The sequence below is a fragment of the Salinibacterium sp. ZJ70 genome (assembly GCF_011751865.2).
In the GTDB taxonomy this organism is placed as follows: domain Bacteria; phylum Actinomycetota; class Actinomycetes; order Actinomycetales; family Microbacteriaceae; genus Homoserinibacter.
This window is the reverse complement of sequence record NZ_CP061770.1, coordinates 2,273,321-2,294,175: the sequence shown is the minus strand read 5'-3', so window position 1 is coordinate 2,294,175 and position 20,855 is coordinate 2,273,321. Positions and strand designations below refer to the sequence as shown.

Below are 20,855 nucleotides of genomic sequence, written 5' to 3'. Positions count from 1 at the left end.
ATGCGCGGCATCATCCTCGCCGGCGGAAGCGGCACACGGCTCTGGCCCATCACCAAGGGCATCTCGAAGCAGCTCATGCCCATCTACGACAAGCCGATGGTCTACTACCCGCTGGCGACGCTCATGAGTGCGGGCATCCGCGAGGTCCTCGTGATCACGACACCGGAGGACCAGGACGCCTTCCGCCGCCTCCTCGGCGACGGCAGCGATCTCGGCATCCGCCTCGAGTACGCCGCGCAGCCGAAGCCCGAAGGGCTCGCCCAGGCCTTCATCATCGGCAAGGACTTCATCGGCGACGAGAAGGTCGCGCTCGTCCTCGGCGACAACATCTTCCACGGCGACACCCTCAGCAGCAGCCTCGTGGGGCACAACGACGTCGACGGGGGCCTCGTCTTCGCCTATCAGGTGCGCGACCCGAGCGCCTACGGCGTCGTCGAGTTCGACCAGGACGGCCGCGCGATCTCCATCGAGGAGAAGCCGCTCGAGCCCAAGAGCCGCTACGCGGTTCCCGGACTCTACTTCTACGACAACGATGTGGTCGAGATCGCGGCGTCGATCACCCCCAGCGCGCGCGGCGAGCTCGAGATCAGCTCGATCAACGACCGCTACCTGCGTGAGGGGCGACTGCAGGTCGTCGTGCTCGACCGCGGCACCGCGTGGCTCGACACCGGCACGATCGAGTCGATGGTGCAGGCCACCGAGTTCGTGCGCGTCATCGAGGACCGACAGGGCGTCAAGATCGGCTGCATCGAGGAGATCGCCTGGCGCAACGGCTGGATCGACGACGACGAGCTGCGAGCCCTCGCGGCACCGCTCGTGAAGTCCGGCTACGGAAGCTACCTGCTGGGGCTTGTGTCATGACACGTGTCCTCGTCATCACGGGCGGAGAGCTGGGCGCCCGGATGGCGGGGCCGGCGATCCGCGCCCGCTCGATGGCTCGTGTCCTGGGAGATGCGGGGCACGAGGTGGTGCTCGCCACGACATCGACGCTCGAGGCGGAGGCGGAGCCGGGGCCTTATCGGATGCTGTCGCTGCGGCCAGGGGATGCCGCGGCCTTCGCGGAGCTCGAACGCGAGACGGATGTCATCGTCTTCCAGGGTCATGCGATGGAGCAGTTCCCAGCGCTCGCGGAGACCGACCGGGTCGTCGTCGCCGACTGCTACGACCCCATGCACCTCGAGATGCTCGAGCAGGGGCGGGAGCAGCCCCGCGCCACCTGGGAGATGCTCGTCCGCTCGCGGACGGCGCTGCTCAACCAGCAGCTGTCGCGCGCTGACCTCATCCTGTGCGCGTCGCCGCGCCAGCGGCTCTTCTACCTCGGCCAACTCGCCGCGCTCGGCCGGATCTCGCCCGTCACGTACGAGGACGACCCGCATCTCGAGCGCCTCATCGCGCTCGCTCCCTTCGGCCTCGAGAGCGTGCCGCCGCGCCACGAGCGCGACGTGCTGCGCGGCGTGGTGCCGAATCTCGCCGCCGACGACCGCATCGTCGTGTGGGGCGGCGGCCTGTACAGCTGGTTCGACCCCCAGACTCTGATCCGGGCCGTCGCGTCGCTCGCTGAGCGTCGCCCGCAGACGCGGCTCGTGTTCCTCGGCACGAAGCATCCGGGCGTCGCGCCGATGGGAATCGTCAAGGAGTCGATCGATCTCGCGACCGAACTGGGCGTGCTCGGTCGGGAAGTGATCTTCAACGAGGGATGGATCCCCTACGACGAGCGGCAGAACCATCTCACGGAGGCCGACGCGGGCGTCTCGACCCACCACACGCACATCGAGACGGAGTTCTCGTTCCGCACCCGCATCCTCGACTACCTGTGGGCGGGGCTTCCCATGGTCGTGACCGAGGGGGACTCCTTCGCTGACCTCGTCGCTGAGGAGTCGCTCGGCGTGGTCGTGCCGGCGAACGACGTTCAGGCGCTCGCGGACGCGCTCGAAAAGGTCCTCTACGACGCCGAATTCGCGGCGGCTGCGCGGGAGCGTGTGGCCGAGGTGCGCGAGCGCTTCGTGTGGGAGCGTGCCATGGCTCCGCTGCTCGCGATCGCGGCCCAGCCGCGACGAGCGGCCGATGTGGAGGTCGCGGGTTCTCGCGCGGCGCTCGCCGCGGCGTCGGGCCTGCGCGCGGAGCCGGAGGGTCGCCCGGGTCTCGCCCACGATCTGAGGATGGCCTGGCATCATCTGCGCCACGGCGGCATCGGCGAGCTCGCCCGCCGCGTGCGCGGTCGGCTGAGGCGTCGATGACGGAGGCGGTCACTCCGCCTCCTGCGGGCGGCGCGCAAGGGCTCATGCGCCGCATACTGGCGTTCGCCGGTATCCCGTTCCTCTCTCTGCTCGCGCCATTCCTCTTCCTGCCCGCCCTCGCGCGCGTCGCAGGCGCGGACGCCTGGGTCGCGATCGCACTCGGACAGTCGATCGGCGGGTTTGCCGCGCTTGTCGCAGGACTCGGCTACCCCACGCTCGCTCCTCCGCGGGTGGCGCTCGCGCACGCGCTGGACCGGCGCCGGATCGTGGCGACGAGCCTGCACGCTCGCGTGCCGGTGTGGATCGTCGCAGCCATCGCCGCGGCGTTCATCGCGTACCTGGTGGCGCCTGCGAGCCACCGCGGCGAAGCGGTCGCGATGGCGATCGTCATGAGCGCCGCTGCGCTCTCGCCGACCTGGTACTGGATCGGCGTCGGCCGAGCTCTGCCGATCCTCGCCGCGGAGGTGGTGCCGCGCATGCTGGCCTCTCTCGCCGCCACGGTCGTGCTTCTGAGCGGTGGGGGAGCGATCTGGTATCCGCTCCTCCTCGCCGTCGCGATGATCGCCGGCCCGGCGTGGGTCTATGTGCGCATCGCGGGTAGCGAACTCATCTCGGTGTCGCGAGCTGAGGTCGCCGGGGTGCTTCGCGCGCACCCCCCGGCGATCGTCGCGGAGTCGGCAGCCGGGGCGTATAACGCGCTCGCTGTCACGCTCGTGGCTGCCGTGGCTCCCGTCATGCAGGCCGCAGCCTACGTCTCCGGCGACAAGACCTACCGCATCGGCCAGTACGCGGTGTCCTCACTCGGAAACGCGCTTCAGGGTTGGGTGGCGGAAGGGCTCCGCGAGCCAGCGCTCCTCGTGCACCGGATCCGGGTCGCCGTCATTCTCCACGCAGGGCTCGGTACGGCCGGACTGCTGGCCTTCGCGACGCTGGGGCCATGGCTCACGCGCCTGCTTTTCGGCGAATCGGTCGCAATCGACCTGCCGACCGCGCTCGGCTTCGGAGTCGCGACCCTCGGCATCGCGCTCGGGACCGCGTGCGGCCGGATCGGACTCATCACGCTGGGTGCACGTCGCACCTTCATGTTCTGCGTGCTCGCGGCCTCCGGCCTGGGTGTCGCCGGACTGCTCGCTGGCGGCACGCTGTGGGGTGCGGCTGGCGCCGCATGGGGACTCGGGATCGCGGAACTCGCCTCCGGGGTCGGGCAAGGGCTGCTGCTGCTCGGGCTGCTCCGCCGCTCCTCGTCTTCGTCATGACATCCGTCCCCCGCTGACGCGCCTCAGGCGAATTCTCGGGAAGCCCGTCTACCGTGGATTCGGTGGCGAGACGAGTGCAGAGATTCGTGACCTCCCGACGACTCATCCTTCTCGCGCCGGCACTTCTCCTCCTCACTCTCATCGCGTGGGCGTTCTCCTCCCCGGTGGGGTCGTCTCCGGACGAGGACTATCACCTCGTGAGCATCTGGTGCGAGACGGAGGATCCTGCGGCGTGCGAGATGAGCGCAGACGAGGACTCAGCCACGGTGCCCGAGGCGCTGCTCGAGGTCGCCTGCTTCGCGTTCGACTCCGACACGAGCGCCGCATGCCAGCGGGGGATCGACTTCACCGGTGCGCCTGACTCCGAGACGGAGCGCGGCAACTTCTACGGCGGCTACCCGCCCCTCTTCCACAGCGTCCTGAGCCTGTTCGTCGGCGATCACATCGAAGTGTCGGTCCTGACGATGCGTGTGGCGATCTCGATCATCTTCACCGCGTTGGCGAGTGCGCTCTTCTATCTGCTCCCCCCGCATCGGCGCCCCACGCTCGTGTGGAGCTGGGCGGTCACCATGGTCCCCATCGGTCTCTTCATCGTGGCTTCGGTGAACCCCAGCACGTGGGCGATCGCCGGAGTCGGATTCGGATGGCTGGCCCTCGCCGGATTCTTCGAATCCCAGGGGTGGCGCAAGGTCGGGCTCGCAGCCCTGTTCGCGCTCTCCGTCATCATGGCGACCGGCTCGCGAGGAGACGCGTCGATGTACATGGCACTCGCCATCGTCGCGACGATCGTGCTGACGGTCCGCCGGAGTCGGCGATACCTGCTGGAGTCCATCCTCCCGCTGGCGGCTGTCATCTACTGCGCATTCGCATTCCGGGTGTCGCGGCCCCCAGAAGCCATCACGCAGGGCCTTCCCAGCGGAGGTGGCGGGGGAGGAGAAGACAGCCCCGTCGTCTCAGTCTTCTCACGGGTGATCCCGACGCTGTTCGACATCCCCGGTCTGTGGATGGGCGTCTTCGGCAGGGGCTGGGGGCTCGGGTGGGTCGACACCGCAATGCCGGCGCTGGTCTGGGTTGCGGCGCTCTCATGCTTCCTCGGCGCCGGTCTCACTGCCGGGACCCGCGCGGATGTGCGCAAGGCGCTCGTTCTCGGCGGAGGCGTCATCGTCCTTCTCGCCTTCCCGACGGCCGTGCTGGTCGCGGCGGGCGAGGCGGTGGGCGAGAACCTCCAGCCGCGCTACCTCCTTCCCCTCATCGTCCTGTTCGCGGGCGTGCTCTTCTGGGTGCCCGAGGGAAAGTCGATCACGTTCAGCCGGCCGCAACGGCTCATCGTCATCGGTTCGCTCGCGATGGCGCACGCGGTGGCTCTCTTCCTGCAGCTGTCGCGCTATGTGACCGGGTTCGACGACCTCGGGGTCGATCTCGACGGAAGCATCGAGTGGTGGTGGAGCGGATTCGCATCGCCGCTCACCGTGTGGGTGCTCGGCTCGCTGAGCTTCGCCGTTCTTCTCGTCCTCACGCTCGGGCGAGATCACGCTGTCGAGCTCGAGCGACGTGAGCGCGCGTTCGAACAACGTGAGGACGTCGTCGAACAGCTCGCCGACGCGCTCGACCTGCAGGAGGTGCGTCGATGAAGCGTGCGATGAGACGGATCCCCGTGATGGCGCTTGCGCCGGTGCTCGCGTTCGTCGCGCTCGTCTCGTGGGCCTTCGCCTCGCCGATCGGAGCCGGGCCGGACGATGACTACCACCTGGTGAGTTCATGGTGCGCCGGCCCGACCGCGAGCGAGACCTGTGCGTCTGCTCCCGACGAGGGCGACGGCGTCCACCTGGTGCCCCGCGCACTCGTGGACATCTCGTGCTTCGCGCGAGACGCCACCGAGAGCGCGGCATGCCAGGACGAGCTGTTCTCGGACGATCTTCTCGACTCGGTCGTCGCGACGGATCGCGGCAACTTCACCCGGGAGTATCCCCCGGTCTACCACGCCGTGACGGGCCTCTTCACGAGCCTCGACATCCAGGCGTCCGCCTTGGCGATGCGCATCTTCACGATCGTGCTGTTCGTGTCCATGATGACCGCGCTGTACCTGCTGCTGCCGGTGGCTCGTCGATCGACGCTCCTGATCGGCTGGGTCATCACGACCATCCCACTCGGCGTCTTCATCCTCGCCTCCAACAACCCGAGCGCGTGGGCGGTCATCGGCGTCGGAACGGCGTGGATCGCTCTTCTCGGCTACTTCGAGACGACAGGTCGACGCCGGATCGCTCTCGGAGCCCTGTATGCGCTCGCTGTGGTGATGGCGGCCGGAAGTCGTGGAGACGCCGCGGTGTATGTCGGGTTCGCGACGGCGCTCGTGCTCGTGTTCACGTTCCGGCGGCAGAAGAGCTACTTCATCCAGGCGATCCTTCCCGCAGTGATGGGACTCGTCGCTCTCGCGTTTCTGCTCGCGTCGAGGCAGGCGGGCTCGGTGCAGGGTATGACCGACATGGCCCCGATGAGCGGAGGACGGGGCTCGGGAGACCTGCAACCGATGAATGGTTTCGCTCAGCTCGCGTACAACCTGCTGAACGTGCCACTGCTGTGGCTCGGCGCATTCGGGGAGTGGGGTCTGGGGTGGCTCGATACGGCCATGCCGGCGGTGGTCATCGTCTGCGCCGTCGCTGCTTTCGCGCTGGCTGGGTTCCTCGGCATCGGTCAGCTCAATCCGCGCAAGTCCATCATTGTCGCCGCGACGGTGCTCGTGCTGACGATTCTGCCGGTGTACGTGCTTCAGCAAGGGGGGCACATCGTGGGTGAGCAGGTTCAGCCTCGGTATCTGCTTCCCCTCATCGTGATGCTCGGCGGCCTCCTGGCCCTCGGTGCGCCTGTGATCGCATGGACCCGTGCGCAGCTTCTGATCGTCGCGTCCGTGCTGAGCGTCGCGCACGCGGTCGCGTTGCATATGAACATCCGCCGCTACCTCACGGGCGCAGGAGTGGGGGGCCTTGATCTCGATGCGTCGCCCGAGTGGTGGTGGGATATCCCGGTCGGACCGATGGCTATCTGGGCGACGGGAGCGATCGCCTATACGGGACTTCTTGTGCTCCTCGCCCTCCGAATGCCCCGTCTAGCCCTTGATCGAGTGGCAGACTATGAGCGGCAGCTGGCCTAGGCTGGGTCGTTGTGAGGTATCTCGTCGCGATTCCGGCGCTCAATGAGGAAGCGGCCATCGGATCGGTCCTCGAGTCGCTCTCGAAGGTCCATCCACTCGATGACGTCGTCGTGGTGGATGACGGTTCTCGAGACGACACTTCCCGTATTGCCCGTGCCGCTGGCGCACGGGTGCTGTCACACGCCATCAACCTCGGGGTGGGTGCCGCCATGGGCACCGCGTTCAGATTCGCCGCGCAGAACGGCTACGAGGCTGTGGTCCAGTTCGACGGCGACGGGCAACACCGCCCTGAGCACATTGCGGAGCTGATCGACGCGCTCGAGGATGCCGATGTCGTCATCGGCAGTCGCTACGCCGGTGTCGGTGACTACCGCTCGTCGGCCGCTCGCCGAGGAATCCAGCGGGTCATCGCGTGGGTGGTCTCGTTGTATGCGCGGACGAAGCTCACAGACGCCACGAGTGGCTTCCGCGCGGCAGGTCCACGCGCGCTGCGCGTGTTCGCGCAGCATTACCCTGTCGAGTGGCTGGGCGACACCGTCGAGTCGATCGTGCTCGTGACCCGTCAAGGGCTTCGTGTCAGTGAGGTTCCGGTGGGCATGAACGCACGCGCCGGCGGCAATCCCTCGCAGTCGGCTCTACGGGCTATGCTCCACACGGCCCGCATTCTGTTCATCCTTGTTCTCGCAGGGATCCGCAGCGTTCCGCCCCAGCTCCGCCAGATGGCGGCGCGCAATGACGCAGGTGAAGTCTCGTGACTCCTCAGATCCTGGCCATCGCCCTCGCCGTCGTATTCCTCATCTCGGTGATTCTCCTGCTGCGCTCCTATGTGCTGCCAGAGAAGTATGCGGTCGTCTGGCTGGCCGCTGTGGTGGTGGCGATCGTCCTGTCCGCGTGGCCCGGTCTGCTCGACGCAGTGAGTCGTTTCTTCGGCATAGAGCAGCCCATCAACCTGCTGTTCGTCGGTGCCTTCTTCGTAGTGTTCCTGCTCCTCATGCAGATCACTCTTGAGCTCGCGCGAACGCGCGACGAGTTGCGCCAGGCGCTCCAGCAACTGGCGCTCGAACTCGAGAAGCGCGAGTCCCGTGACGACATCTGATGTGAGTCGCACTGCGGTTCCGCGTGCGACTCTGCTACGGCGACTCTTCGTGCCGCTGTTCGCCTTCCTCGCGCTCGGAGCGTGGGCTTTCGCGTCGCCCATCGGAGCAGGGCCCGATGACGATTACCACCTGGTGAGCATCTGGTGTGCCAACGGCGGCAGCGAGCAGTGCCAGCCCGGTTCTGACGAGAACACTCGCATACTGCCGACGGAGTTCAAGCACGTCGACTGCTACGCGCAGAATGGCGATGCGAGCGCCGCATGTCAGGAACAGCTCTGGGCCGACGATGATTTCTTCGAGACCACCCGGGGGAACTTCTCCGGCGAATACCCGCCTGTCTACTACTCGGCGATGCGGCTGCTCGCAGGTGACGATCTTCAGGTCAGCGCACTGGTGATGCGCATGGTCAACGCGGCCATCTTCGTCGGAATCGCAACCGCGCTCTGGTGGCTGCTTCCCCCGCGTCGCAGGCAGACACTCCTCTGGGCGTGGCTCGTCACACTTGTGCCATTCGGGATGTTCATCATCGCCTCCAACAACCCGAGCGGTTGGGCGACGATGGGAGTTGCGACCGCGTTCCTCGCCATGCTCGGCTGGTATGAGACGGATGGTCGTCGCCGCTGGGTACTGGGCGCCATGTACCTCGTCGGGATGACGATGGCGGCCGGGTCGCGGGGCGACGCCGCGGTCTATGCGGTCGGGGCGACGGTCACCGCGATGATCATCGCGGCCCCGCTCACGCGCGAGGCGGCCAAGCGTGCGCTGTTGCCTGCTGTGGGTATCACCCTTGCGATCGTCTTCTTCCTGACAGCGTCGCAGTCCGGCGTCGGCGCGGTCGGCTTCAGCCCAGGAGGCGGCGACCCGACGGGACAGCTGACAGGGGGAGATGAGACGCCTGGGCACTCCGGCTTCGCGCTTCTGGCCTACAACCTCCTCATGCTCCCGTTCCTCTGGACGGGTGTGTGGGGAACATGGGGCCTCGGATGGTTCGACACCAGCCTTCCCGCAATCGTGCCCTGGGCGGCAGTTGCCGCGTTCGTCGTCGTTGTCTTCACAGGGCTCGGACGGATGGATCGTCGGAAGCTCATCGCGGCGTCGGGTGTCTTCGCCGTGCTCGTCGTCCTGCCTGTGTACGTGCTGACTGTCGGAGGCAACCAGGTCGGCGAGCAGCTTCAACCGCGTTACCTGTTCCCGCTGATCGTGTTGTTCGCACTCGTGATGCTGACCACCCCCGGTCCGAGCCGCATTACCTTCACACGCGCCCAGCTCGTCGTCATCGGAGGTGCCCTCGCTGTCGCGCATCTCGTCGCTCTTCAGGTGAACATCCGTCGGTACGTCACGGGTGCCGACGCGCAGGGAACGAACCTCGACGCCGGCGCCGAGTGGTGGTGGACAGGCGTCGCGTTCGGGCCGATGTCGGTCTGGGTGGGCGGATCCGCCATCTTCATCGCACTGATCATCACGGTACTGCGGGTGCTAGGTGGACTGACCTCGACCGTTGTTGATTCGGTCGATGGGGGGTTGGCCTCCGACGCCGAGGTGGCGCCTGTCTAGGTTGTAGGAGTCAACCCATCCGGGCAAGGCTGCGGCCCGGTCGGTGTTCGTGGTCCAGGATCGGGCGTAGGCCCATTCAGTGGCGAGGGTGCGGTTTAGGCGTTCGACCTCGCCGTTGGTCCCCAGGGGCAGTGCGGGCGGATGGACTTGTGCTGGATGCCGTGCGCGTCGATGACGCTGCGGAATGCGGTCGAGTGGCGGTAGGCGAACGCGTTGTCGCTGATGACGCGCTCAATCCTCACTTCGAGGCGCGCATAGAACGCGATGGCCCGTTCCAGCACACCGGCGGCAGTGGTGCCTTTCTCGTCGTCATGGATCTCGGCGTAGGCGACCGGGACTGGTCGTCGATGACGGTGTGGACGTAGTCGTAGCCGAGCCCTCGTTTCCGGTTGGGGTGCTCACCGCGTCCGTGATGCGGCCGAGTTTCTTGACATCGACGTGGATAAGCGAGCGGGGCTGATCGTGTTCATAGCGTTGCGCGGAGTTACGGGTGGCGCGGATCCTGAGCCCGCTGAGCGGGTCCAGCTCACGCAGCAGCGGCGCCCGATGACGGCGCAACACACGACCGACAGTCGACGCCTGCATCCCGAGCCTGCCAGCGATGAACACCGGCCCGCGGCGGGTGAGATGCCGCATGATCCACACCCGCGTCTGCAGGCACGGCCCGGTCCGCCGCGGATGCGACCGGGCAACATTGGACCGGTCGACCGGTCCCGCCCGCCCTCGGTCGCGAAAACGCCGCCACCACCGCCACGCCGTCGTGCGCGAGAGGCCCATCTCCGACGCGACACGCGCGACCGCACGCCCGGATTCGATGCGCTGAACCATGATCAACCTGCGAGCCGGAGTAAGCCCGGTATTAGCGTGAGACACGAGAGACCTCCGTTGCTCCGAGTCGAAGAACTAGACAGCTCCAACTCGACCCCGGAGGTCTCCCCTACGTCAACAACGATCCGGCTCAGTACAGCTAGGGGGCGCGCGGGACCGTCAGACGGTCGAAGGCTGAGGCACATCGTCGGCCGAGCAGCGGCCGAACATGATCACTGTCGATCAGCTCGCGTCGACTCCGTTGAGCGCCACCCAGCGGCGGAGGTTGATGAGGCGCCAATGTGAGCGGCCTCCCCAACGGATCTCAGCCTCCCGCAGGCCGCCCGTGAGCGTGTCGCTGCGACCCGCCCGAAGGAACCCGATCGGGTGTTCGCGGTCGACGGTGCGGGAGCCGAGCCGAGACAGCCAGTCGTTCTCCGGGGTCTCGAAGCCCACCTTGTCGCGCCGATCGATGATCTCGTCACCGACCAGGCCGCGCACTGCGTCACGGAGGATCCGCTTCGACGTTCCGTCAGGGCCCGTCAGCCAGTCCTCGGGGACGGTCATCAGAAACTCTGCGAGTCTTCGGTCAAGGAAGGGGACACGACTCTCGATCGAGAACCGCATCGAGTTGCGGTCGCCGTGGCGCAGCAGCGCAGGGAGGCCGTAGCCCGTCATCGTCGAGCGCAGATGCGTCTTGAGCCGCTCGCGGCGAATGGGTTCGGCCCCGACTGCGGGGAAGCCGAGATCCACGCCTCGCTCCGCAAGTGCCCGATAGTCCAGCAGTGGGGAACGCAACGGGCGGCGCACAGCGTGCCGTGTACGCAACGGTGCGAACTGCGCGGCGGTCTCCACTGCCATGAACCCGAGACTGCGATCGGGCCAGGTCGCCCAGGCACCCGCATATTTGGCGGCCGTCGCCCATCTCCCCGACTCGATGAGGGTGTGCATACGCTGGGCGGGGTAGCCGGAGTATCCGGCGAAGAGCTCGTCGCCGCCCTGTCCGTCGAGTGTGACCACCACGCCGTGCTCGCGTGCGAGACGGAACACGCGATACTGCGCGTAGATGCTTGTGGACCCGAAAGGCTCGCCCTGAGACTGGATCAAGTCATCGAGATCGTGTTCGAGGTCCTCGGGGGAGGCCTGCACGGTGTGCGAGGTCGCTCGCAGGCTCGTGGCGACGCGCTCGATCCACTCGTGCTCTGAACGCGCGAAGCCGGGTGCGATGAAGCTGAAAGCCTGAATCGGCAGGTCGGGCTCGAGGCGGCGCACAGCACCCACGATCGCTGACGAATCGATGCCCCCAGAGAGCGCGATTCCCAGGGGAACATCGCTGCGCAGGTTGCGATTCACCGATTCAAGGAACATCGAGCGGACGCGTTCCACTCCGTCGCCATAGGAACCGTCGAAGCTCGTCTGCACGTCGGGCCACCAGTAACGCTCTGGCCCCCCGGTCGCGCCTGTCCCTACATCGAGCACCAGAAGGTGCCCAGGGCGCAGCTGCTTGACGCCAGAGAGGAAGGTGGCCGAAGTGTGGTCGTATGATCCCCACTGCAGGTAGTCGACGGCCGTCTGCCAGTCGAGTCGCGGGGTTCTCCCGAGCGATGCGGTCAGCCCTGCGAGCTCGCTGTTGAAAACGAGTCGATCGGAGGTGAGCGCATAGAACAACGGCTTGATGCCGAACGGGTCGCGAACGAGGGTGAGAGTGCCTTCGCGGGTGTCGAGCACCGCGAATGCGAACATGCCCTCGAGCCGATCGAGCGCGGCGCGGCCCCAACGCGCCCAGGCTTTGAGCAACACTTCGGTGTCGGTGCGCGAGCTGAAGTGCTCGCCCAGGTCGATGAGCTCCTGCCGGATCTCGACGTAGTTGGTGATCTCGCCGTTGAAGCTGATCGTGAACCGGTTGTCGGGAAGCGTCATCGGCTGATGACCTGCCGAGCTCAGATCCAGAATCGCGAGGCGCGTCAGCCCGAGGTCGACGCGCGCGCCGGAGACCGGGTCCTCCCAGTGAAACTCTCCGAGGTCATCAGGTCCGCGATGCCTGATCGCGTCGAGACCTGCACGCAGCCGCGCGCTGTCCCCGGAGCTCCCGACGCGGGCCCAGCCTCCTGCTATGCCGCACATGGGTGCGCCGCGCCGGTCAGGAGGCGGTGGTCGGCGAGGTGCCGATCACACGGTAGACCGCATCTGGCCAGCTGTCCGCGTTCAGCGCACGGCGACCATCGACGATGGCTCGGACGCCGGGGATGTCCGACGCCGTGAGTTCGCGGTACTCCGGGTGGTCGGCCTGTACGACGATCGCGTCGGCGGCATCCCCCATGTGGTGCGGCGTGAAGCCCAAGCGCTCGAGCTCCTCAGGTGTGTACAGCGGGTCATGGACTGTCACCGTGGCACCTCGTGCGTTGAGTCCGGCGACGGTCGCGAAGACCCCGGAGAACGCGGTCTCCTTCACTCCGCCGCGGTAGGCGGCGCCGAGAACGACAACTCGGGCGCCCGTCAGATCGCCGTACGCGCCTTCGAGGAGAGTCACCGCATAGTCAGGCATGCCCGCGTTCGCCTCACGTGCTGCCCGCACGACCGTCGCGTCCGGGTCGTTCCAGAGGTAGAGACGGGGGTAGACGGGGATGCAGTGGCCCCCCACCGCGATTCCAGGCTGGTGAATGTGGCTGTACGGCTGTGAATTCGAGGCCTCGATAACTTGATAGATGTCGATGCCGTTCGCGCCGGCGAAGCGAGCGAACTGGTTCGCGAGGCCGATGTTGACGTCGCGGTACGTGGTCTCGGCAAGCTTCGCGAGCTCAGCAGCCTCCGCGGAGCCGAGATCCCACACCCCGTTGGGACGAGGCAGGTCAGGGCGCTCATCGAAGTCGAGCACAGCCTTGTAGAACTCGACAGCTTGCGCAGCTCCGGCGGGGGACAGGCCTCCGACGAGCTTCGGGTACTTGCGCAGGTCGGCGAAGATGCGGCCCGTGAGGACGCGCTCCGGGGAGAAGACCAGGTGGAAGTCGCGTCCCTCGACAAGCCCAGAGACCTCTTCGAGCATCGGCTTCCAGCGCGTACGCGTCGTCCCCACGGGTAGCGTGGTCTCATAGGAGACAAGGGTGCCCGGGGTGAGGTGTGCGGCGAGCGAGCGGGTCGCGCCGTCCATCCATCCGAAGTCGGGCTTCGCTGTCTGCTCGTCGACGAACAGCGGCACGACCAGGACGATGGCGTCTGCGTGGGGCACTGCATCGCCATAGTCGGTGGTCGCACGCAGACGGCCCGCTGCCACGAGCTCCTGAAGTCGCTCCTGCAGTTCGGCTTCGCCGGGGAAAGGCTCGATTCCCTGGTTGATGAGATCGACGACGTTCTGGTTGACGTCGACACCCACCACATCGTGCCCCTTGCTCGCAAACTGGACAGCCAGGGGCAGGCCGATCTTTCCGAGGGCGATTACGGCGATCTTCATGCGTTCTCCAGTCGGCGGGTCATGAGGGAAATCCTATCGTCGGATGGCTTCGAGGCTGCTGTCGGCCACCCTGCTCGCGAGTGCGGTCAGTGAGTACCGTTCGCTCGCCCAAGAGCTCAGCGCCGAGCGTGCGTTCGGGGCGAGGGGAGCCCGCGCGGCGGCTAGCATCGCCTGCGCGACAGGAGTCACAGCGTATTCGACGGCGACCCCGACGTCCGGATTCCCCGAATCTCGCAGGAAGGGGACGGTGGGCCCCACCCCGGCGAAGATCACCGGGCACCCGGCCGCCAAAGAGGAGTAGACCTTGGTGGTGAACGCGTAGTCGTAGCCTTGCTTTGGCTTGAGGCTCGCGAGTGAGGCGGTCGCGCCAGCGAGGATCGGAGCCAGTGCGGCGGGATGGATGGGCGCGTGGAAGTCGACGGAGTCCGCGATGTCGAGCTCGACCGCTCGAGACTCCAGTGCCTCCCGGTCCTGTCCGTTGCCGATGAAGACGAGGCGGGCGGAGGGGGATTCCTCGAGGACGTTCGCGAAAGCGTCCACGAAGATGCCTGCGCCGTGCCATTCGGAGTGCGTCCCCGCGTACACGAAGGTCGGGTGCGCGGGCGGCGGCTGCGGCGCGTAATGGAAGACGCGGGTGTCTGCGCCGAACCCGATGGGGGTAGCGGGAGTGTCGATTCCGACATCGCGGAAACGGTCGACGAGAGGCTGATGGGCCGCGAAGAGATGTCGGGCGCCGCGCAGTCCCCAGCGCTCGATCCACCGGAGCAGGGTGAGCACGATGCGTGAGTCGGTCGCCATCGCTGCGGCATCCGACCACAGGTCTGCGGCGTCGACGACGTACGGTGTGCGCTTGAGGGCCGCGATCACCCGCACGACGGCGACCGTCGTGGGCGGCGGCTCGACGACGTACAGATCGGAGCGACGCGAGAAGAGGAGACGGAAAGCAAGGGGGATATCGAAGCTCATGTATGAGAGATAGCCCCGCACGTACTGCTGCCGGTCGCGGATGACTGGCGCGCGCCGTACAGTGATCCCCTCGGGATCAGACAGCGGTATGCCCTTCGGAGGCTTCGCCGTCACGACAGTGACCTCGGCGCCCCGATCGCGGAACGCCTCTGCCCAGCTTTGGAGGATCCCCGAGGCAGCCGACACTTCGGGTGCGTAGACGCGGCTGATGATGGTGACGCGCATTCTCAATCGGCCTTCACGAGTCCGCTGATGACGGAGCGAAGCGTCGCGATATCGGTCCCGTTGCTGAGCGCCGTCGAGGATGCGTGTGACGCTGCCTTGAACCCGGCCACGTCGTCGTCCGACAGCGTCGCGAGGGAGCTGACGAGCGCTTCGGCGGACCAGTCCCGCGTAACGACGCCCAGACCGTGCTCGCGGATGAGCCGATCGGTCTCGAGTGCGGGGCCGAACACGACACCGAGTCGTGCCTGGACGAAATCGAAGAACTTGTTGGGAAGCATCAGGCGCATATTGATGGTGCGGGGCGGAAGGAGGAAGACACCGAGGTCGTACTTGTTGAGGGTCGCGGGGAGAGCGTCGGGTGCGACAGGCTCGTGGAAGGTGATGCGCGGATCGCCTCCGGCACGCGCGCGCAGCTGCGCGAGTTGCGCGTCGCTGCCGATGAGATATAGATCCAGGCTGAATCGCGCTGGAAGCGCCAACGTCGCGTCGATGAGAGCCTCGACATTGCGTCCGGGAACTGCGATGCCGCTGTGCACCAGCCGCACGCGACCCGGTTCAGCAGGGGACGGGGACAGAACGCGGAACTGGCCAGCATTGCGGACAACTGCCGCACGCACGCCGAAGCGCTGCTGATAAAGGTCGGCAATCGACTGGTTGACCGTTGTGACGGCTGCCATGTGAGGGAGCTGGCTCCTGCAAAGCCATGTCATGTACGGCTTCACGAGCACGCGCCAGATCAGATTGGTGGCGTTCTCCTCGGGAGCCCACTCGTGCAGATCAGCGAGGATCGGCGCGGATCCGGCGAGTGCACGCGCGAGCGGGAGTGCGCGGGCGTCGTTCGCCACGACGAGGTCGTACGGCCCATGCCCGACTGCCCTATCGAGTGCGGCTTTCTCCCCCGGCGCGGTGAGCGGGAGAGTCGCGTACATGCGCAGGGCAAGACGGAGGACACCGATCGGCGTCTGCGGGAGAGAGGGGGCGGATGTCGGGATCTCGATGTGATCCACGGCGCCCTCCGGCGCGGAGCCGTATCCGATCGTGGTGACGTCGCCGAAATCACGAAGAACGCCGATCTGCCGTTGCACCCTCGCGTCCTGTCGCAGAGGCGAGAACGAGATGCAGAGGATGCGTCCGCGCGCGGTGGTGGCGGGCTCGGGTTCGGGCATGCGTACGTACTCTCCTCGTCGGGACGAACCCACCCTACCGCCGCGGGATGGGACGTCCCCGGGAGCGGCAGCCGGAGATCACACAGGCAGCGGTGAGTAGGATTGCCGGGTTCAGCAACTCTGGAGGGCCGCTGTGAAGTCCGTGATCTCGCTCTACCGGCAAGTCCTCGAGGTCTTCCCTGAGGGAGGGCGGAGCTTCCTGCTCCGCTACTCGTGGCTTCTTGCTTCGCTTGCCGTTTTCGACGCGGCCGCGCTCGGTCTTCTGGCGCTCGTCATCGCGCCAATCTCGGCTGGTGTCCCCGTCACGATTCCTCTCATCGGTGAACTCGACGACACTGGAGTCGTCTGGGCGATCGCGGTCATCTGCGTGCTGATGGTGCTGAAGGGCGTGCTCGCGACGCTCGTCACCTGGTGGGCAACTCGGCGAATCCCTCGATATGAGGTCGCGATCGGCGACCGGCTGCTCCGTGCGTACCTCAGAGCACCGTGGCGCGATCGTCTGAAGAAGAACTCGAGCGACATCATGCGGTTCTCGGACGGTGGCGTCGACATCACCGTAAACGGCTTCATCCTCCCTGGCGCCACGCTGCTGAGCGAGCTGGTCAGCCTGGTGGTCGTCGTGGTCACGCTGAGCGTCGTGCAGCCGTTCCTGGCGCTGACGACACTGGTGTATTTGCTCCTCCTCGGTGCGGTGCTCTACTTCTGGATCGCCCGCCACGCGCGCGTAGCAGGCGAGGTGAACATCGAGAACTCGATCCGCACCTCCCGGCTCATCCTCGAGATCATCTCTGCGATGAAGGAGGTGACCCTCCGTAACAAGGAGAACGAGGTCGCCGATATCGTCGAGCGCACGCGAACGATGAGCGCCCGCGCCCGCGCGAACATCTACTTCCTCGGGCAGCTTCCCCGCTACGCGCTCGAGGCGGGACTCATCGGTGGCTTTGTGGTGGTCGGTGGAGCAGGCCTGCTTCTCGGAGGATTCGAGCAGGCGATCACCGCGGTCGCTCTGTTCGCGCTCGCCGGGTTCCGGGTGGCGCCCTCGATCATTCGCTTTCAGACCGTTGTCTCCCACATGATCGCGATCTCCGAGTTCCCGAAGCAGGTGCTTGCTGAGCTGAAGGATGCTGAGCGTGGACAAGCGGAGGTCACCGAGCGCACCGTCCGTTCGTTGCCGGAGTCCCCTCGCGCCATCACGCTGAAGAACGTCACCTTTAGCTATGCGCCTGATGCCACGCCCGCAGTGAAGAACGTCTCGCTCGAGATCCCTCTCGGATCCACCGTCGCCTTCGTCGGGGCATCGGGCTCCGGCAAATCCACGATGATCGATCTTCTCCTCAGCTTGCTGGAGCCCACTGCGGGCACGGTCAGCATCGACGGGATTCCGCTGACGGAGCTGCGCACTGCGTGGCGCTCCCGGATGGGATACGTGCCGCAGGAAGTCGCGCTCTTCGACGCGAGCATCGCCCAGAATGTGGCGCTCACGTGGGGCGACGACTACGACCCTCAGCGGGTGCAACTCGCTCTCGAGCGTGCGCGCCTGTGGGATCTGGTGTCGGCCCGTGAGGGCGGGCTTCAGTCTCGGGTCGGTGAGCGCGGCCTCTCACTCTCTGGAGGTCAGCGCCAGCGCCTCGGCATTGCCCGTGCCCTCTACTCCGAGCCGTTCGTACTCGTCATGGACGAGGCCACGAGTGCACTCGACACCCATACCGAGTCGCAGGTGACGGAAGCCATCCGGGGGCTTGAGGGGATCACGAAGATCGTCGTCGCGCACCGTCTGGCCACGATCATGCACTCGGATCGCATCTTCTTCATGCGCGACGGGGTGGTCGCGGGCGAAGGCACCTTCGACGAACTGGTGGAGCAGCACCCGGACTTCGCCAAGCAGGCGCAGCTGGCTGGCCTCGTCTGACACCGACCCGCCGCGTCCCGTGGAGGAAACTCCCGAGTCGTTGGGCCTAGGATTGTGGCTTGCCTGCCCGCAGCCCCGCTTTTCGAGCGCGCGGCCAAACGCGACCGCAGGCTCCTCAGCTCGCGAGAAATGGACTCCAATGGAAATTGCAGGCAAGCACATCGTCGTGATCGGCGGCGCAGGATTCATCGGCAGCCATGTCGTCGAGGAGCTTCTCGCGACAGATGTCGGGCGAGTGACGGTCTACGACAACTTCGCTCGCGGCAAGCGCTCGAACATCGCGAAGATGCTCGAGGACCCGCGCTGCAGCATCTTCCCCGACGGCGGCGACATCCGCGAGATCGATGTCCTCAACGCCGCACTCAAGGACGCCGATGGGGTCATCGACCTCGCCGCGATGTGGCTGCTGCACTGCAAGGATTACCCGCGTACGGCGTTCGATGTCAACGTTGCGGGCGTGTTCAACGTCCTCGAGGCCTGTGTTAACAACGACATCGAGCGTCTCGTCTTCTCGAGCTCGGCGAGCGTCTACGGCGACGCCGTCACCGTTCCGATGACGGAAGAGCACCCCTTCAACAACCGCAACTTCTACGGCGCTACCAAGATCGCCGGCGAGGCGATGGCCCGCGCGTTCAACGACCGCTACGGCCTCAGCTACGTGGGCCTGCGCTACATGAACGTCTACGGCCCCCACCAGGACCAGACGGCCGCCTACACGGGCGTCATTCCGATCATGCTCAACAAGATCGAGGCCAACGAGCCCCCCGTCATCAACGGCGACGGCTCGCAGGCGTATGACTTCGTGACCGCCCGCGACGTGGCGCGCTGCAACGTCCTGGCGCTCAAGAGCGAAATCGCCGACGAGTTCTACAACGTCGGAACCGGCGTGCAGACGAGCATCCGCGAGCTCTGCGACCTCATCCTCGAGCTCACGGGCTCCGACCTCACGGTCGACTACCGTCCGTACAGCGAGGAGGACGCGCGTCGACTCGTGCAGAACCGAATCGGCTCGATCGACAAGGCCGAGCGTGACCTGGGCTTCCACTACCAGGACTCCCTGCGTGACGGGCTCCAGGCGCTCATCGACTGGCGCGCCTCGAACCCGGGCGCCGAGTAACCCCGAGGGGCCGCTTCATGTGCGGAATCGCCGGAATCGTCAACCTCAACGGGGACGGCGTCTCGCCTGTCCTGCTTCAGGCGATGACCGACGCCCTGGCCCACCGCGGCCCGGACGGTGAAGGTCACTGGATCCACGAGAACGTGGGTCTGGGGCACCGGCGTCTCGCGATCATCGACCTGTCGCCCCTCGGGCACCAGCCGATGGTGTCGCGCGACTCTCGGTACGCGCTCACGTTCAACGGGATGATCTACAACCACCGAGAGCTCCGCGCGGAGCTCGAGGCGCGTGGTCATCGCTTCCGTTCGACGAGCGACACCGAGGTGGTGCTGAACGCCCTCATTGAGTGGGGTCCCGACGCGCTCCTGCGCTTCAACGGCATGTTCGCGGTCGGGTTCTACGATTCGCTCGAGCGCAAGCTCCTCCTCGCACGCGACCGGTACGGCATCAAGCCGCTGTACGTCAGCGAGCAGGGCGGCGTGTTCGCCTTCGGCTCCGAGCAGAAGGCGATCCTCGCCCGGTCGTCGTTCGTGCGCCGCATGGACAAGTCGGCGCTCATGGAGTACCTGACGTTCCAGAACATCATCTCGGAGCGCACCCTCCTGCAGGACATCGAGCTCCTCCCGGCGGGAACGTATGGGTACCTCGACCTGCGAGCGACCACGCCGCGACTCACCGTCAGCCGCTACTGGGACTTCGACTTCCGCGAGGAGTCGCCCGAGGGCACCCACGCGGAGTACGTCGAGGAGCTCGACCGCCTGTTCACTCAGGCCGTCAACCGTCAGCTCCTGAGCGACGTCGAGCTCGGCAGCTACCTGAGCGGCGGCATGGACAGCGGTTCCATCACTGCGGTCGCTGCGGCGTCGATCCCGAACCTCAAGACCTTCACGTGCGGCTTCGACCTGAGCAGCGCCTCGGGCATGGAGCTCTCGTTCGACGAGCGCGCCGCCGCCGAGGCGATGTCGGCCGTGTTCAAGACGGAGCAGTACGAGGTCGTCCTGAAGTCGGGTGACATGGAGCGGTCGATCTCGGCGCTCAACCACCACCTTGAGGAGCCGCGCGTCGGCCAGAGCTACCCGAACTGGTACGCGGCGAGCCTCGCCAGCAAGTTCGTGAAGGTCGTGCTCTCGGGAGCTGGCGGCGACGAGCTGTTCGGCGGCTACCCGTGGCGGTACTACCGGGCGACCAACCACGCGAGCTTCGAGGAGTACGTCGACGCGTACTACGGCTACTGGCAGCGCCTCACGCGCCCCGATGAGCTGCAGGCCTTCGTCTCACCGATCCTCGACGAGGTCGCCGGCGTCTCGACGCGCGACGTCTTCCGTAGCGTCTACCCGGCCGACCCGGGTTCGCTGGACCGGCCCGAGGACTACATCAACCAGTCGCTGTACTTCGAGGCGAAGACCTTCCTTCACGGTCTCTTCATCGTCGAGGATAAGATCTCGATGGCTCACGGCCTCGAGACGCGCGTTCCCTTCATGGACAACGACCTCGTCGACTTCGCGATGCGCGTGCCGGTGAAGTACAAGCTCAACAACCTCGCCGAGGTCACCCGTCTCAACGAGAACGAGACGGGCGCCAAGGCCGAGAAGTTCTTCCAGCGCACAAAGGACGGCAAACAGATCCTGCGCGACGCGATGGCCCGCCACATCCCCGAGTCGGTCACGGGTCGCGAAAAGCAGGGCTTCTCGTCGCCCGACGCCAGCTGGTTCAAGGGGGAGAGCATCGACTTCGTGCGTCGTCAGCTGAACGGCGCGAGCCCCATCTACGACATCCTCGATCACGACGCCGTGAACGTGGCGCTCGAGTCGCACCTGAGCGGTGCCGAGAACCGCCGCCTGCTGGTGTGGGGCCTGCTGAGCATCCACGAATGGATGACTCAGACCCGTCCGAGCGCCTGACTACTCGTCGAGGCGACCTCCGAA

The 20,855-nt window shown here is 66.5% G+C and carries 15 protein-coding genes and 1 pseudogene; 11 read left to right on the top strand and 5 right to left on the bottom strand.

What is annotated here, in order from left to right; genetic code table 11:
* The 8 genes from rfbA (at position 1) to HCR12_RS10815 (ending at position 9,292) form a co-directional block, all read left to right on the top strand.
* Complete coding sequence (gene rfbA, locus HCR12_RS10850) at positions 1-861, top strand: glucose-1-phosphate thymidylyltransferase RfbA (RefSeq protein WP_166866307.1); 861 nt, start codon at positions 1-3, stop codon at positions 859-861.
* Positions 858-2,237, top strand: a complete 1,380-nt coding sequence (locus tag HCR12_RS10845; RefSeq protein ID WP_166866305.1) for a glycosyltransferase family 4 protein — start codon at positions 858-860, stop codon at positions 2,235-2,237. The genes rfbA and HCR12_RS10845 overlap by 4 nt, the downstream gene beginning before the upstream one ends.
* A complete protein-coding gene (locus tag HCR12_RS10840) occupies positions 2,234-3,493 on the top strand; it encodes a polysaccharide biosynthesis protein (RefSeq protein WP_166866303.1) in 1,260 nt (419 codons plus the stop codon). Before HCR12_RS10845 ends, HCR12_RS10840 begins: the two co-directional genes overlap by 4 nt.
* 86 nt (positions 3,494-3,579) lie before the next feature.
* A complete protein-coding gene (locus tag HCR12_RS10835; protein WP_166866301.1) occupies positions 3,580-5,124 on the top strand; it encodes a DUF2142 domain-containing protein in 1,545 nt (514 codons plus the stop codon).
* Positions 5,125-5,132: 8 nt separating this feature from the next.
* A complete protein-coding gene (locus tag HCR12_RS10830) occupies positions 5,133-6,641 on the top strand; it encodes a DUF2142 domain-containing protein (protein ID WP_166866299.1) in 1,509 nt (502 codons plus the stop codon).
* A gap of 11 nt (positions 6,642-6,652) precedes the next feature.
* Positions 6,653-7,396 (top strand): glycosyltransferase family 2 protein, encoded by a 744-nt coding sequence (locus HCR12_RS10825; protein WP_166866297.1) that lies wholly within the window; start codon positions 6,653-6,655, stop codon positions 7,394-7,396.
* Complete coding sequence (locus tag HCR12_RS10820; RefSeq protein ID WP_166866295.1) at positions 7,393-7,737, top strand: DUF2304 domain-containing protein; 345 nt, start codon at positions 7,393-7,395, stop codon at positions 7,735-7,737. Before HCR12_RS10825 ends, HCR12_RS10820 begins: the two co-directional genes overlap by 4 nt.
* Entirely contained in the window at positions 7,724-9,292 is a 1,569-nt protein-coding gene (locus tag HCR12_RS10815; RefSeq protein WP_166866293.1) for a DUF2142 domain-containing protein, read from the top strand. Before HCR12_RS10820 ends, HCR12_RS10815 begins: the two co-directional genes overlap by 14 nt.
* Here HCR12_RS10815 and HCR12_RS10810 read toward each other — a convergent pair.
* The 5 genes and pseudogenes from HCR12_RS10810 to HCR12_RS10790 form a co-directional block, all read right to left on the bottom strand.
* Positions 9,215-10,165, bottom strand: a pseudogene (locus HCR12_RS10810) (IS481 family transposase). The gene HCR12_RS10815 and the pseudogene HCR12_RS10810 overlap by 78 nt on opposite strands.
* Positions 10,166-10,342: 177 nt before the next feature.
* Entirely contained in the window at positions 10,343-12,223 is a 1,881-nt protein-coding gene (gene asnB / locus HCR12_RS10805) for an asparagine synthase (glutamine-hydrolyzing) (protein ID WP_166866291.1), read from the bottom strand.
* A gap of 16 nt (positions 12,224-12,239) precedes the next feature.
* Positions 12,240-13,547, bottom strand: a complete 1,308-nt coding sequence (locus HCR12_RS10800) for a nucleotide sugar dehydrogenase (RefSeq protein WP_166866289.1) — start codon at positions 13,545-13,547, stop codon at positions 12,240-12,242.
* A gap of 33 nt (positions 13,548-13,580) precedes the next feature.
* Entirely contained in the window at positions 13,581-14,738 is a 1,158-nt protein-coding gene (locus HCR12_RS10795) for a glycosyltransferase family 4 protein (protein ID WP_166866287.1), read from the bottom strand.
* A gap of 2 nt (positions 14,739-14,740) precedes the next feature.
* The gene (locus HCR12_RS10790) at positions 14,741-15,904 is read right to left on the bottom strand and encodes a glycosyltransferase family 4 protein (protein ID WP_166866285.1); all 1,164 of its coding nucleotides are present in this window, start codon (positions 15,902-15,904) and stop codon (positions 14,741-14,743) included.
* Positions 15,905-16,037: 133 nt separating this feature from the next.
* On the opposite strand from HCR12_RS10790, the gene HCR12_RS10785 reads away from it, so the two are divergent.
* The 3 genes from HCR12_RS10785 to asnB (HCR12_RS10775) all read left to right on the top strand — a co-directional run bounded on the left by HCR12_RS10785 (position 16,038) and on the right by asnB (HCR12_RS10775) (position 20,831).
* On the top strand, positions 16,038-17,813 hold the full coding sequence (locus HCR12_RS10785; RefSeq protein WP_166866283.1) for an ABC transporter ATP-binding protein: 1,776 nt from the start codon (positions 16,038-16,040) through the stop codon (positions 17,811-17,813).
* A 139-nt stretch (positions 17,814-17,952) separates the two neighbouring features.
* Positions 17,953-18,930: an NAD-dependent epimerase/dehydratase family protein gene (locus HCR12_RS10780; protein WP_166866280.1), complete on the top strand. Its 978-nt coding sequence runs from the start codon at positions 17,953-17,955 to the stop codon at positions 18,928-18,930.
* A 17-nt stretch (positions 18,931-18,947) separates the two neighbouring features.
* On the top strand, positions 18,948-20,831 hold the full coding sequence (asnB, locus tag HCR12_RS10775) for an asparagine synthase (glutamine-hydrolyzing) (protein WP_166866278.1): 1,884 nt from the start codon (positions 18,948-18,950) through the stop codon (positions 20,829-20,831).
* Positions 20,832-20,855 lie beyond the last annotated feature (24 nt).